Below are 13,675 nucleotides of genomic sequence, written 5' to 3' on the forward strand. Positions count from 1 at the left end.
CACGCACGGCGATGTGACAGACTATCCGCCGGTGGAAGGCGCCGTTGGCGATACAGCGTACCAACCACCGCCCAGCGCCTTGTAGAGCGTGACGAGGTTCTGCAACTGCGAGGCCTTCAGCGAAACCAGCGTCTGCTCGGACTCGAACAGCGATTGCTGCGTCGTGAGCGCCGACAGGTAGGTGTCCACGCCCGCCTGGAACCGCATCGTCGACAGCCGATAGGCGTCACCATAGGCATCGACCAATTGCTGCTCGGCGGCGAGCTGATCGAGATAGGTGCCGCGCGCGGCCAGCGCGTCCGAGACTTCGCGGAAGGCGGTCTGGATGGTCTTTTCGTAATTCGCGATTTCGACCCGCTTCTCGACCTTCGCATAGTCGAGATTGGCGCGGTTCTGGCCGCCGGAGAAAATCGGCAGCGTGATTTGCGGCGCAAAACTCCACATTTCGGCCGCTGGCGTAAACAGCTTGTTGAGCGTAACGCTCTCCACGCCGCCGGAACCGGTCAGTGAAATGCTGGGGAAGAAGGCGGCGCGCGCCGCGCCGATCTGCGCATTCTCAGAGAGCAAGGTGTGTTCGGCGGCCATGATGTCAGGCCGCTGCGTCAGCAGCAATGACGGCACGCCGGCCGGAAGATCGGCCATGATGCCCTCGGTCGCAAGGTCGGCGCCCGGCGGCAGAGTGTCGGGGATCGGCGCGCCGACAACCAAGGTGAGGGCGTTTTCATCCTGCGCGACCTGGCGCGTGTACTGCGCGACGCTGGCCTTGGCCGTATCGACCGTCGTCTCCGCCTCCCGCAAGGCGAGCAGGGTGCTGGTGCCGTTATCGAACAAGGCCTTGCTCAGGGCATAGGACTTGCCCTGCGCGTCCAGCGTCTGATTGGCGATCTGGAGCTGTTTCTGATCGGCGAGCAAGGTGATGTAATCATTCGCGACTTCCGCCACGAGGCTGATCTGCGTGCTGCGCCGCGTCTCCACCTGGCTCAGGAAGGTTTGATACTGCGCCCGCGTCAGGCTGCGGATGCGGCCGAAGAGATCGAGTTCGTAGGAGGTGAAGCCGAGGCCGGCGGAATAGCTGTGCGAGGTGTAATGGCTGGAGCTGGTCGGCTCACCCACCTGGGGTACCGCCTCGGTCGCGGGCTGTCCTTCGATCGTTGTGCTGGTGGTGGCATCAATGGTCGGGAACAGCTCCGACCGCTGCGAGCGGAACTGCGCCTGAGAGGCGGAGATGTTGAGGATCGCGACGCGCAGGTCGCGGTTGTTCTCCAAAGCGAGAGCAATCAGGGCCTGAAGACGCGGATCGGTGAAAACCTCGCGCCAGCCGATCAGGTCGGCAGACACTGTGGATGCATTAGCCGGTTGATGCGCGCGATCAGCGGCATAGGCCGCATCGGCGGACGGGTAAGCGCCCGCCGTCGGCAGCGCCGGCCGCTGATACTGCGGATCAAGCGTGCAGCCGGCCAGGGCGAGGGCGGCGACGCCGAGGGAGAGGGCGCGCCTCATGCGTGTGTTCCCTGTGTGGTGGTGGAGGGCGGCGCCACATCCGGCCGGGGTTTGACGCGGAACAGCCCGAGCACGACGACGAAAAAGACCGGAACCAGGAAGATCGCAAGGAAGGTCGCCGTCAGCATGCCGCCGACGACGCCGGTGCCGATGGCATTCTCCGAGCCCGACCCGGCGCCCGTCGCGACCGCGAGGGGCAGCACGCCGAGGATGAAGGCGAGGGATGTCATCATGATCGGGCGCAGGCGCAGGCGCGCGGCCTCGGCGGCGGCGTCGATCAGGCTACTGCCATTGTCATAGGCGCTCTTGGCGAATTCGACGATCAGGATGGCGTTCTTCGCGGACAGGCCGATGGTGACCAGCAGGCCGACCTGGAAATAGATGTCGTTCGAGAGGCCACGGAAATGCGTGGCGAGCACGGCGCCGACGATGCCAAGCGGCACCACCAGCAGCACCGACACAGGAATCGTCCAGCTTTCGTACAGCGCCGACAGGCAGAGGAACACGACCACGAGGGCCGCGACATAGGCATAGAGCGCCTGGGAGCCGGATTGCTGCTGCTCATAGGACAGCCCGGTCCATTCATAGCCGAAATTCCCCGGCAGCTTATGGGCGAGCTTGGCCATTTCCGTCATCGCTTCGCCGGTGCTTTCCCCAGGTGCGGGAGAGCCGAGAATCTCGACCGAGGATATGCCGTTGTAGCGCTCCAGCTTAGGCGAGCCGAAGCCCCAGCTTCCCGTGGCGAAGGCGGAGAAGGGCACCATCGTGCCGTTGGAGTTGCGCACGTACCAGCTGGTCAAATCATCCGGCAGCATGCGGGAATCGCTCTGCCCCTGGATATAGACGCGCTTCACACGGCCGCGGTCGATGAAGTCGTTGACATAGGAGGAGCCCCAGGCGGCGGACAGCGTGGTGTTGATATTCGCGATCGTGAGGCCCAGAGCGCTCGCCTTTTCGCGGTCGATGGCGATCTTGTATTGCGGCTCGTCATTGAGGCCGTTCGGCCGCACGCCGACCAGCCGCGGGTCCTGCGCCGCCATGCCGAGCAGCATGTTCCGCGCATTCATCAGGGCGTCGTGGCCCGCGCTGCCATTATCCATCAGCTCGAAGTCGAAGCCGGTGGCATTGCCCAGTTCCAGCACGGCCGGTGGCGCGAAGGCGAAGACCATGGCGTCCTTGATGGTGGAGAAATACCCCATCGCGCGGCCAGCGATGGCCTGCACGCCATTGGCGGCGCCCGATCTGTCGCTGAAGTCCTTCAGTTTGACGAAGGCGATACCCGAATTCTGCCCACGGCCACCGAAGCTGAAGCCGTTGACGGTGAAGACTCCTTCGACATTCGCCTTCTCTTTTGTCAGGAAGTATTCCCGCGCCTCGTCCAGCACCGCCTGGGTGCGCGTGCTGGTGGCGCCCGGCGGCGCTGTGGCCTGCACGAACATCACGCCCTGATCCTCATCGGGCAGGAAGCCGCCGGGGATCTGGATATAGAAGAAGACCATGACGCAGACGATGGCGAGGAAGGCGAGCATCGACAGGAAAGGCCGGCGCATGAGGCCGCCGACGCCGCGCCCATAGCCGCGATTGGTGCGATCGAAGCCGCGATTGAAGAGGCCGAACAACCCCCGTCGCGGCTTGTTGTGGTCGCGCGGCTTCAGCAGTGTCGCGCATAGAGACGGGGTGAAGATCAGCGCCACGATGACCGAAAGCACCATCGCGGAGACGATGGTCACTGAGAACTGGCGATAGATCACGCCTGTCGAGCCGCTGAAGAAGGAGATCGGCAGCAAAACGGCCGTCAGCACAAGGGCGATGCCGATCAGCGCGCCGCTGATCTGGTCCATGGATTTGCGCGCGGCCTCGCGTGGTGAGAGATGGTCTTCCGCCATGACGCGCTCGACATTTTCGACGACGACGATCGCGTCATCCACCAGCAGACCGATCGCCAGCACCATGGCGAATAAGGTCAGGCTGTTGAGCGAATAGCCGAACAACGACAGCACGCCGCAGGTACCAAGCAGCACCACCGGCACCGCGATGGTGGGAATAAGCGTCGCGCGAAAGTTTTGGAGGAAGAGATACATGATCAGGAAGACGAGGACGATGGCGATGACCAGCGTCTTGATCACCTCCTCGATCGACAGCGTTACGAAGGGGGAGGTGTCATAGGGGTACACCACCTCGACATTCGCCGGGAAGGTCGGTGCGAGGTCGGCGATGGTCTTCTTGATCGCCGCTACGGTATCGAGTGCGTTGGCGCCGGCAGCGAGCTTGATGGCGATGCCGGACGCGGGTTTGCCATTGTATTGCGAGGTGACCGAATATTGCTCCGCACCGAGAGCGATTTTCGCGACATCGCGTAGCCGCACCTGCGCGCCACTCTGCGAGACTTTCAGCAGGATGGCACCGAACTGGTCGGCTGTTTGCAGATAGGATGGCCCGATGATCGTCGCGTCCAACTCCTGGCCTGGCACGGCCGGCAGGCCGCCCAATTCGCCGGCGGAGATCTGCACGTTCTGCGCGCCGATCGCCGTGCTGACATCGCCAGGCGTCAGGCTGTATTTGTCGAGTTTGGCGGGATCGAGCCAAATTCGCATCGCATATTGCGTGCCGAAAAGCTGATAGTCGCCCACGCCCTTCGTGCGGCTGAGCGGATCCTGGATGCTGGATGCGATGAAGTCGGACAGATCGGCGTTGTTGAGCTTACCATCCGTCGAAACAAAGCCCGCGACCATCAAAAAATTCTTGGTCGCCTTGGCGACGGTGATGCCTTGCTCCTGCACGGCTTGGGGCAGACGCGGCGTTGCCAGCGTCAGTTTATTCTGGACCTGGACCTGGGCGATGTTGGGGTCGGTGCCCTGCGCAAAGCTCAGGGTGATCGAGATGCTGCCGTCCTTGTCGCTCTCAGACGTGAAATACAGCAGGTTGTCGAGGCCGCTGAGCTGCTGCTCGATGACCTGCACCACCGTGCTCTGGACCGTTTCGGCCGAGGCGCCGGGATAGTTCACGCTAATGGAAATGGAGGGCGGCGCGATGGAGGGATATTGCGCGACCGGCAGGCGCAGCACCGAGAAGGCGCCCACCAGCATGATGATGATCGCAATGACCCAGGCGAAGATGGGGCGGTCGATGAAAAAGCGGGACATGGCTGGAACTCAGTGACCGGCCGCGGACGGATCGGCAGGCGCCCCGCCCGCAGGTGCCGCGCCCTCGGGCGGCAGCTCCTGCGGTGATACAACCATGCCTGGCTTGACCTTCTGTGTGCCCTCGACAATCACCCGGTCGCCGTCGGCGATGCCTTTAGTGACGAGCCAGTTCGCGCCGATGGCGCGGTCCGCGACCAGAACCCGCACCTCCACCTTATTGTCCTTATCAACGACGAAGGCGGTGGGGTCACCCTGTTGGTCATGCGTCACCGCCCGCTGCGGAACCAGAAGGCCGTTCGTGCTGATGCCTTCCTCGATCCGCTCACGCAGGAACATGCCGGGGAGCAGCAGACCGTCATCATTGGGGAAGATGGCGCGTAGAGTTACCGTGCCGGTGTCCTGATCGACATTGACTTCGGAGAATTGCAAGCGGCCGGCCTGGGGGTAGTCGCTGCCGTCTTCCAGGACCAGATGAACCTCGGCCTGATTGCCGCCGGCGCTTTTAAGCTGGCCGGACTTCAGCTCGCGCTTCAGGCGCAGCAGCACCGTGCTCGGCTGCGTCACATCGACATAGATCGGGTTGAGCTGCGTGACGGTAACGAGCGAGGTGGTCTGGTCGGCGGTGACGAGGGCGCCTTCGGTGACCGAGGATCGCCCGGTCCGGCCGGAAATCGGCGAGGTCACCTTGGTATAGCCGAGGTTGATCTGCGCGGTTTCGACCGAGGCGAGGGCCGAGGCGACATCGGCCTGATTCTGGCCGAGGGTCGCGATGGCATTGTCGAGATCCTGGCGGCTGACGGCGAAAGCCTGCACCAGCGGCCGATCGCGCGCCACGGTCAGCCGGGCGGAGGTCACCACGGCGCGGGCCTTTTGCACGGCGGCCTCGGCACTGTCCAAGGCGGCCTTATAGGGCGCCGGGTCGATCTGATACAGTTCCTGGCCGGCCTGGACGTCGTCACCTTCCGTGAAGAGCCGCTTTTGGATCAGGCCCGCCACCTGCGGCCTGACATCGGCAATGCCGAAGCCGCTGGTGCGGCCGGGCAATTCGCTGGTCAATGACACGGGCTTGGCGTGGATGGTGGCGACGCTGACCTGCGGCGGCGGCGGGGCCCCGGCAGGCGGCGCACCTTGGGATGGTTTGCAGGCGGCGAGCAAGGCGAGGGCGGCGAAAAGGCTCGCGCAACCGCGCAGCCCCGCAGAAAATCGCCGATGGGACATGTTCATGAGGCCGTGACACCTGCGCATAAAATGGCGGCCGTCGGGCATACTGCCCCGGTCGGCCGGGATGGCCGAAACTCTTCGGTTTCCTAGTGGACGGAAACTAGACAGTTTCGCCCGGACGCGTCAAGAGGAGGGGTGACGCGGGGATTCCGCGCCTCAATCAGGATGATGCGTCAACGATGGCGCTGGGAGGCGGCGAATGGGACTCATAAGACGCTGCGGCCAAAGCCGACAGTCGGCGGCCTCTCCCGTTGTGGCCGAGCCGCGCGTCATCATGGAAAGCAGGCGGCGGGATCATCTCCTCACCGCCGCCGAGCAGGTCTTTCTCGATCGCGGCTATGTCTCCTCGACAATGGATGACATCGCCCACGCCGCAGGCATGTCCAAAAAGACGATCTATCAGGTGTTTTCGTCCAAAAAAGACCTGTTCGACGCGCTGATGATGGATCGGCTGTCCGAACTGAAGATGCCGGCCAATGACACCGATCAATCGGCCTCCGCCGTGCTCAAGGACCTGCTGTTTCGGCTTGGGCAGATGGTTCTGGCGCCCAAGCACATTGCCATGGCACGGCTGATTGTGGCGGAAGTCGCGAGTTCCCCGGAGGTCGCCGATGTGTTGAAGGCGCGCTGCACCCAAGGCGAAACCACCATGCAGCGCTGGCTGGCCGATCAGACCACGCGGGGCATCTTCGTGCTGCCGGATGTGGTCGAAGGCGCCAATATGCTCTTCGCCATGGCTCTGGGTGATTTCCATTGGCATCTGCTGCTGGGCATGGGGCCGCGACCCTCCGACGAGGCGCTCCATCGCCGGATCGACTGGGCGGTGGGTGTCTTCATGCGGGAATTTGGGGCGCGCGCCGCATGAGCCGGTGGGCCTTCGTCACAGGCGCGGGTGGGGACATCGGCGGTGCGATCGCTGACCTGCTGGCAGTGCGCGGTTGGTCGGTTATTTGCGCCGATATCGCCCATGACCGTGCGGAAGCGCGGGCCGCCGCCATTCGCGCAGCCGGCGGTGTCGCGGAAGCAGTCTATGTGGACGTGACCGATGAGGCATCGGTCGCCGCCGCCGCGCGTGCCGCCCTCGCGCTGGGCGACGTCCGGGCGCTGGTAAACAATGCCGGCCGGGCCTTTGCGCCCACCATGGCGACAACCGACTATGCATCCTGGCGGCGGGATATGGCGCTCAATCTGGATGGCGCCTTTCTGTGCATCCGGGCGTTTCAGGATCACCTGCTCGCGGGGGGCGGCGCGATCGTCAACATGGGGTCCGTCAATGGCATTGGCATGTATGGCAATCCCGCCTATAGCGCCGCCAAGGCTGGCTTGCTGCATCTGACCCGCTGCCTGGCGGTCGAGTTCGGGCCGCATCAGGTGCGCGTCAATGCCGTCGCGCCCGGCACCGTTCGAACCCAGGCCTGGAACGAGCGGCTGGCCGTCAATCCGAATGTGTTCGATGAGGTGACGGCCTATTATCCGCTCGGCCGGGTGGCGACGCCCGCCCACGTGGCGGCAGCCGTGGCCTTTCTGCTGTCCGAGGATGCGGCGCATATCACCGGCGTGGTATTGCCCGTGGACGGCGGCATCAGCGCGGGCATTCCCCAGCTTTCAGCGGCGATCACGCAAGGCCATTAAGCGGCACGTCTTTTGCAGGACATTGCGGTATGGGGAGGAGATCGGCACTGTGTGGTGGCGATCCCATACCTGCGTTCAAACGTCGAAAGAAGAGGTAGCTCGTGAGCAAATCCTGGCAACTGGCCGCAAGGCTTGGAAGCACCGCCCTCGCGGGTCTCGCCTTCGCATGGGTGGCGCCGCCGGCGCGCGCGGCCGACACGACCTTGAGCGTCGTCGTGGCCGATTACGGCACGGGACCTGCCGATACCAGCCAGAAATATTGGGAAATGATCGCCCGTGACTTCACTGCCGCCAACCCGACGATCGCGGTGAAGATCCAAACCATCAACTGGAATGATTTCGACACCAAGGTGCAGACCATGGTGCAGAATCGCCAATACCCCGACATCACCGAAGGCGATTACTTCTCGAACTACGCGCAGGAAGGCCTGCTTTACAAAGTGTCCGACGTTTTCAGCGATCCGGGCAATCTGATGCCTGTGTTCAAGGAACTCGGCAGCTACGGCGGCGTGCAATACGGTCTGCCCTTCACCACCAGCGCGCGCGCCCTGTTCTATAACAAGAAGATCTTCGCCGACGCCGGCATTACCGCGCCGCCCACGACGTGGGATGAGATCGCAACCGATGCCGCGAAGATCGAAGCCAAGGGCAAAATCGGCTTCGGCCTGCCGCTCGGTCCCGAGGAAGCCCAGGCCGAAACCTTGCTGTGGTTCATTGGCAATGGCGGCGGCTATCAGGCCGATGGCAAGTGGGTGATCGATAGCCCGCAGAATGTCGAGACGATGACCGAGATGACGAAGCTGGTGAAGGCGGGCGATACCGAACCCAATCCCGGCACCAAGAATCGCACCGATCTCTTCGGCCAATTCGCCCAAGGGCAGATCGGCATGATGAACGGCGAAGTGGCGCTGCTGCCCATCATCAAGTCGGCCGGTGTGCTCAAGGACGCGGACCTTGGCACGGCCGCGATCGCCGGCAAGACCGGACCGATCGACAAGACGCTGGGCGTTTGCGATTTCGTCGCGGCCTTCAAGGGTGACGGTACAAAGCAAGCGGCGATCAAGAAGTTTCTGGATTTCGCTTTCCAGGACAAATACCAGCTCGACTTTGTGCATGAGTATCTGGAGCTTCCCGGCACCACCTCCGCGGCCGTCGCTCTTGCGAAGACCGATGCGACGCTCGCACCCTTCGTGAAGTCGCTGCCGAACGCCGTGCAGTATCCGAACGATCCGGTCTGGGCTCAGGTGAAGACACAAATCCAGCAGATCATCGGCACGGCCATCGGACCCGATCCGAAAAGCGTGCTGACGACCATCCAGCAGACCGCTCTCAAGGGAAGCTGATCCAACAACGAGCAAACGTCGTTATCCGCGCCGATTGTGCGCGGATAACGACCGCGAAAAACTTGACGACGAGACCACGGCGCACCGCTAGAGTTTCCAAGTCGAAATCATAAGAAGGCGGAACATGCGCACATCTTGTCGTCACCTCGCACTTGCCGGCGTCTCGGCGGTGGTCGCTTTCGGTCTTGCGGCCGTGTCGGCCCCCGTCGCCCGCGCGGCGGATACCACGCTGAGCGTCGTGGTCGCCGATTACGGCACCGGCCCTGCCGATGCGAGCCTGAAATATTGGCAGACCATCGCCGATGATTTCCATGCCGCGAACCCGACCATTACGGTCAAGATTCAGTCCATCAACTGGAATGATTTCGACACCAAGGTGCAGACCATGGTGCAGAATCGCCAATATCCGGACATTACCGAAGGCGATTACTTCTCGAACTACGCGCAAGAAGGCCTGTTGTACAAGGTCAGCGACGTGATGACCGATCCGTCGAACCTGATGCCCGCCTTCACCAAGCTCGGCAGCTATGGCGGCGTGCAGTATGGCATGCCCTTCACCACCAGCTCGCGCGCCTTTTTCTATAACAAGAAGCTGTTTGCGCAGGCCGGCATCGCCGCACCCCCCACGACCTGGGACGAGCTGATGACGGATGCCGGCAAGATCACGGCGCTCGGCAAGATCGGCTACGGCATGCCCCTCGGGCCGGAGGAAGCGCAGGCGGAGACGCTGCTGTGGTTCCTGGGCAATGACGGCGGCTATCAGGATGCCGACGGCAAATACACCATCAATAGCCCGCAGAATGTCGAGACGATGGAGTTCATGACCAAGCTGGTCAAGGCCGGCGACACCGAGCCCAATCCCGGCACCAAGAACCGCGCCGAGTTGCTGGAACAATTCGCCCAGGGCGATGTCGGCATGATGAACGGTATCACCACACTGCTGCCGATCATCAAGACGGCGAACAAGCTGACGGATGCCGATTGGGGCACGACCGCCATCACCGGCAAGACCGGCCCGATTTCCAAGACGCTCGGCGTCTGCGACTTCATGGCCGCCTTCAAGGGTGACGGCACCAAGCTGGACGCGATCAAGAAGTTCATCGACTTCACGTATCAGGACAAATACCAGATCGCCTTCGATCAGGAATACAACCTGTTGCCCGGCACGGTGTCTGGCGCCGCTGCCTTCTCCAAGATCGATCCGGCGCTCGCGCCCTTCATGACCGCCCTGCCCAATGCCGTGCAGTATCCGGCCGATACGGCCTGGGCCCAGGTGAAGACGCAGATCCAGCAGATCATCGGCACGGCGATCGGGCCTGATCCGAAGTCCGTGCTCGACACCATCCAGCAGACCGCGCTCAAAGGGAGCTGAACGACCGGAGATTTCGTCTCAGCATGAGCGTTTCTATCGCTGAGGATGGGGCAGTGGCGCGCACGCGCCGCCGCCCCATTACAATCGCGGCCCGCTTGGCGCCGCTCATTTGGGTGGGGCCAGCGCTCGCGCTGATCATCGTGGTCGTGCTGTGGCCGGTGGTGATCATGGTCCACACCGCCTTCCAGCATATCAGCCCGGATGGGTTCATCCTGGGCTCGGCCGGCTGGAAGAACTTCGTCTATCTGTGGCAGGAGCCGGACCTGGTCCCGATCCTGCTGCGGACCGTGATTTGGGTGGCGACCATCGTCATCGGTACGATGTCGATCTCGCTCGTCATGGCGCAGCTCTTCAACCAGAAATTTCCCGGCCGGCGCGCGGCGCGCTGGGCGCTGATCGCGCCCTGGGCCGCGTCAGTGATGATGACGGCGATCGTGTTTCGCTGGGGCCTGAACGCCAATAACGGCGTGATCAACATCATGCTGCACGACCTTGGCCTGCTGAAAAGCTTCAACAGCGACGCGTCGGATTGGCTTGGCACGCCGACCTCGGCCATGGTTTGGATGATCATCGTCGCGATCTTCGTCTCGATCCCCTTTTCGACCTATGCCCTGTTGGCAGGGCTTCAGGCGATTCCGACCGATGTTTATGAGGCGGCGCGGGTGGATGGTGCAGGCGCCTGGCGCACGTATGTGTCGATCACCCTGCCGCTGCTGCGCCCCGCCTTCATCGTGGCGCTGCTGATCAATATGATGAACGTCTTCAATTCCTTCCCGATCATCTGGGAAATGACGCGGGGTGGCCCGGGCCACCAAACGAGCACCACGACCACGTTCATGTATCAGCTCAAGCAGAGCTATATCGGCGAATCCGCCGCCATGTCGGTGGTCAATTTCGGCCTCGTGATCCTGATCGTGATCGTCTATCTGCGCGCGACCGTGTGGAACAAGGAGGCGGCAAGCTGATGGACGCCGCGATCCCCGCCGCAGACCTTGCCGTCGCTCGCAGCCTGGATGAGCCATCGGTCATCAAGCGCCGCCAATGGCCGGCGCATAGCCTGATCTATGCGGGCTTGGCCTATATCGTCGCCATCATCTTCCTGCTGCCCTATGTCGAAATGATCATCGCGGCGCTGCGGCCGGCGAACCAGATCCTCGACCGCGACTATGTTCCAACGCATTGGAACTTCTACAACTTCATCGATATCTGGAGCACGGGTTTCGGCAATAACCTGCGCATCAGCCTGGAAGTTGCCGGGGGCTCGACCTTGCTGGTGCTGCTGGTGGCGGTGCCGGCGGCCTATTACACGGCGCGGCAGCGCTTCCGGGGACGCGGCGCGTTCCTGCTGCTGGTGCTGGTGACGCAGATGTTCCAGCCGACCGCCATGCTTGTCGGGCTGTATCGGGAATTCCTCAGCTTCGGCATGCTCGATTCCGTGGCGGCGCTGATCTTGGTCAATGCCGGCTTCAACATGGCCTTCGCCGTCTGGATCCTGAACGCCTATGTGTCCGCCATCCCGATCGAGCTGGAGGAGGCGGCTTTCATCGACGGGTCGAGCCGCCTGGGCGCGCTGTTCCGCATCACCCTGCCTTTGGCCCTGCCCGGCATCGTGACGGCGCTGATTTTCACGTTCATCGCCGCCTGGAATGAGTTCATCGTCGCGCTGACGCTCACGACCTCCCCCACGACGGAACCGCTGACGGTGACGCTCAACAGCTACATCGGTCAGTATCAGGTCGATTGGAGCCATTTGTTCGCCGGCTCGGTCATCTCCACCATTCCCGTCATCATCCTGTTCGCCCTGATCGAGGGTAAAGTCGTTGGCGGGCTCACGGCCGGCTCCATCAAGTGACGCCGCTCGTCGAAATCTGCGTGGATGATGTCGGCGGCGCCTTGGCGGCGGAGACTGAGGGCGCCGACCGTATCGAGCTCTGCAGCGCCCTCTCCGAAGGCGGCATCACGCCGAGCCTTGGCCTGGCCCAGACCGTGCTCGGCCGGCTGCGGCGGATCGGCGTTCGGATCATGATCCGGCCCCGGGGCGGCAACTTCGTCGTGGCGCCCGAGGAGTTGGAGGTGATGCTGGCGGATATCGCGGCCTTCCGCGCCTTGCCGCATGCGCCCGGCGTCGCGCTCGGCTTTGTGTTTGGCGCGCTCACGCCCTCCGGCACCATCGATGCACGAACGGTCGCGAAGCTGAAGGCGGCCTGTGGCGGCGCGCCCGTTACCTTCCACAAGGCGTTTGATGCGCTGCGTGATCTCTCGGCTGGGCTGGAGACCTTGCAGGGTCTAGGCATCGGCGCGGTTCTGACCTCGGGCGGCGCTGCGACTGCCGAGGCCGGCGCCGAAAGCCTTGCCGTGCTCGTGTCTCGCGCCGGCGGTAGCGTGCGGATCGTCGCCGGTGGCGGCGTGCGCGCGGGCAATGTCCGGGCCTTGCTCGACCGGACCGGCGTGCCGGAGGTGCATCTGCGCGCCATGCGGCCGGATGGCGCTGGCCGACAGGTGACCTCGACCGAGGAGATTGCCGGCTTCATTCGCGCGGCGCGTGCGGCGGCATGACCGTCGTCGCCGCCGTCGATGTCGGCGGCACGAGCTTCAAGGGCGCCTTGATCGACGCGCAAGGCCGCACGCTGTTCACCGATAGCAGCCCGACTTTGGGTCTACTCGGTGAGGCGGTGTGGGATCGGCTGACCGATTTCCTCGACCGGCTGATGGCGGTGGGTGACGTTCGGCCTGAGGCGATCGGCATTATTACGCCTGGCATGGATGAGCAGACAGGGCGCGTGCTGTTCTCCTCCAACCTCGGCTGGCGGGATCTGCCCGTGGCCGAGCGGTTGAGCGCCCGGTTCGGCCTGCCAGTGGCACCGGGCCATGACGTCGGCACGGCGGGTCTGGCGGAATCGCTCGCGGGGGCCGCGCGCGGTGTTCCGGATTTCGCCTTGGTCATGATCGGCACCGGCATCGCGGCCTCTCTGTTTTCACGGGGCCAAAGGATCGCCGGCGCGGCGCGTATGGGCGGGGAGGTTGGTCATGCGCCGGTCTATCCCGGCGGTGAGACTTGCCCCTGCGGACAGGTTGGCTGTCTGGAGGCCTATGCCTCGGCCGCGTCCATCGCCCGCCGCTACCGCGCGCAGGGTGGCGCGGAGGCGCTGACGGCGGCCGAGATTTCGGCGCGACTGAGGAGCGATCCGATCGCCGCGAAAGTCTGGGGGGAGGCGACGGAGGCGCTGTCGCTGAGCCTGATGACGATCACCATGCTGCTCGACCCGGCGCTGATCGTGCTGGGCGGCGGTGTCGCGGAGGCGGGCGGTCTGTTGCTCGAGCCGGTGCGCGCTGGTCTCGCCCGGCGGCTGGCTTGGCGGTCACCGCCGCCGATCGTCACATCGACGCTGGGCGGCGGCGGCGCCTTGCTTGGGGCGGCGATCCTGGCCTTGCGAAAGATCGGCCAGGATCTTCGTGGTTTGTGA

Annotated in this window: 11 protein-coding genes; 8 read left to right on the forward strand and 3 right to left on the reverse strand. The window is 63.7% G+C overall.

The window, feature by feature from the left end; genetic code table 11:
* Window positions 1-21: 21 nt before the first annotated feature.
* The 3 genes from QP803_RS21285 to QP803_RS21295 are packed head-to-tail and all read right to left on the reverse strand — an operon-like array spanning window position 22 to window position 5,867.
* Window positions 22-1,500, reverse strand: coding sequence for an efflux transporter outer membrane subunit (locus tag QP803_RS21285; RefSeq protein ID WP_284945476.1), 1,479 nt, complete (start codon window positions 1,498-1,500; stop codon window positions 22-24).
* On the reverse strand, window positions 1,497-4,643 hold the full coding sequence (locus tag QP803_RS21290; RefSeq protein ID WP_284945478.1) for an efflux RND transporter permease subunit: 3,147 nt from the start codon (window positions 4,641-4,643) through the stop codon (window positions 1,497-1,499). The genes QP803_RS21285 and QP803_RS21290 overlap by 4 nt, the downstream gene beginning before the upstream one ends.
* A gap of 9 nt (window positions 4,644-4,652) precedes the next feature.
* Entirely contained in the window at window positions 4,653-5,867 is a 1,215-nt protein-coding gene (locus QP803_RS21295; RefSeq protein WP_284945480.1) for an efflux RND transporter periplasmic adaptor subunit, read from the reverse strand.
* A gap of 196 nt (window positions 5,868-6,063) precedes the next feature.
* Here QP803_RS21295 and QP803_RS21300 point away from each other — a divergent pair, with 196 nt between their 5' ends.
* The 8 genes from QP803_RS21300 to QP803_RS21335 all read left to right on the forward strand — a co-directional run bounded on the left by QP803_RS21300 (window position 6,064) and on the right by QP803_RS21335 (window position 13,675).
* Window positions 6,064-6,729: a TetR/AcrR family transcriptional regulator gene (locus tag QP803_RS21300; RefSeq protein WP_284945482.1), complete on the forward strand. Its 666-nt coding sequence runs from the start codon at window positions 6,064-6,066 to the stop codon at window positions 6,727-6,729.
* A complete protein-coding gene (locus QP803_RS21305) occupies window positions 6,726-7,496 on the forward strand; it encodes an SDR family oxidoreductase (RefSeq protein ID WP_284945483.1) in 771 nt (256 codons plus the stop codon). The genes QP803_RS21300 and QP803_RS21305 overlap by 4 nt, the downstream gene beginning before the upstream one ends.
* Before the next feature lie 101 nt (window positions 7,497-7,597).
* Window positions 7,598-8,839: an extracellular solute-binding protein gene (locus tag QP803_RS21310; protein WP_284945485.1), complete on the forward strand. Its 1,242-nt coding sequence runs from the start codon at window positions 7,598-7,600 to the stop codon at window positions 8,837-8,839.
* Between the two features lie 124 nt (window positions 8,840-8,963).
* The gene (locus QP803_RS21315; protein WP_284945487.1) at window positions 8,964-10,211 is read left to right on the forward strand and encodes an extracellular solute-binding protein; all 1,248 of its coding nucleotides are present in this window, start codon (window positions 8,964-8,966) and stop codon (window positions 10,209-10,211) included.
* A 23-nt stretch (window positions 10,212-10,234) separates the two neighbouring features.
* Window positions 10,235-11,176, forward strand: a complete 942-nt coding sequence (locus tag QP803_RS21320; protein WP_284945489.1) for a carbohydrate ABC transporter permease — start codon at window positions 10,235-10,237, stop codon at window positions 11,174-11,176.
* Window positions 11,176-12,063 (forward strand): carbohydrate ABC transporter permease, encoded by an 888-nt coding sequence (locus QP803_RS21325; protein WP_284945491.1) that lies wholly within the window; start codon window positions 11,176-11,178, stop codon window positions 12,061-12,063. The genes QP803_RS21320 and QP803_RS21325 overlap by 1 nt, the downstream gene beginning before the upstream one ends.
* Window positions 12,060-12,767: a copper homeostasis protein CutC gene (locus QP803_RS21330; RefSeq protein WP_284945493.1), complete on the forward strand. Its 708-nt coding sequence runs from the start codon at window positions 12,060-12,062 to the stop codon at window positions 12,765-12,767. Before QP803_RS21325 ends, QP803_RS21330 begins: the two co-directional genes overlap by 4 nt.
* Entirely contained in the window at window positions 12,764-13,675 is a 912-nt protein-coding gene (locus tag QP803_RS21335) for an ROK family protein (RefSeq protein WP_284945494.1), read from the forward strand. The genes QP803_RS21330 and QP803_RS21335 overlap by 4 nt, the downstream gene beginning before the upstream one ends.

This window comes from Acidisoma sp. PAMC 29798 (assembly GCF_030252425.1).
Lineage (GTDB): Bacteria > Pseudomonadota > Alphaproteobacteria > Acetobacterales > Acetobacteraceae > Acidisoma > Acidisoma cladoniae.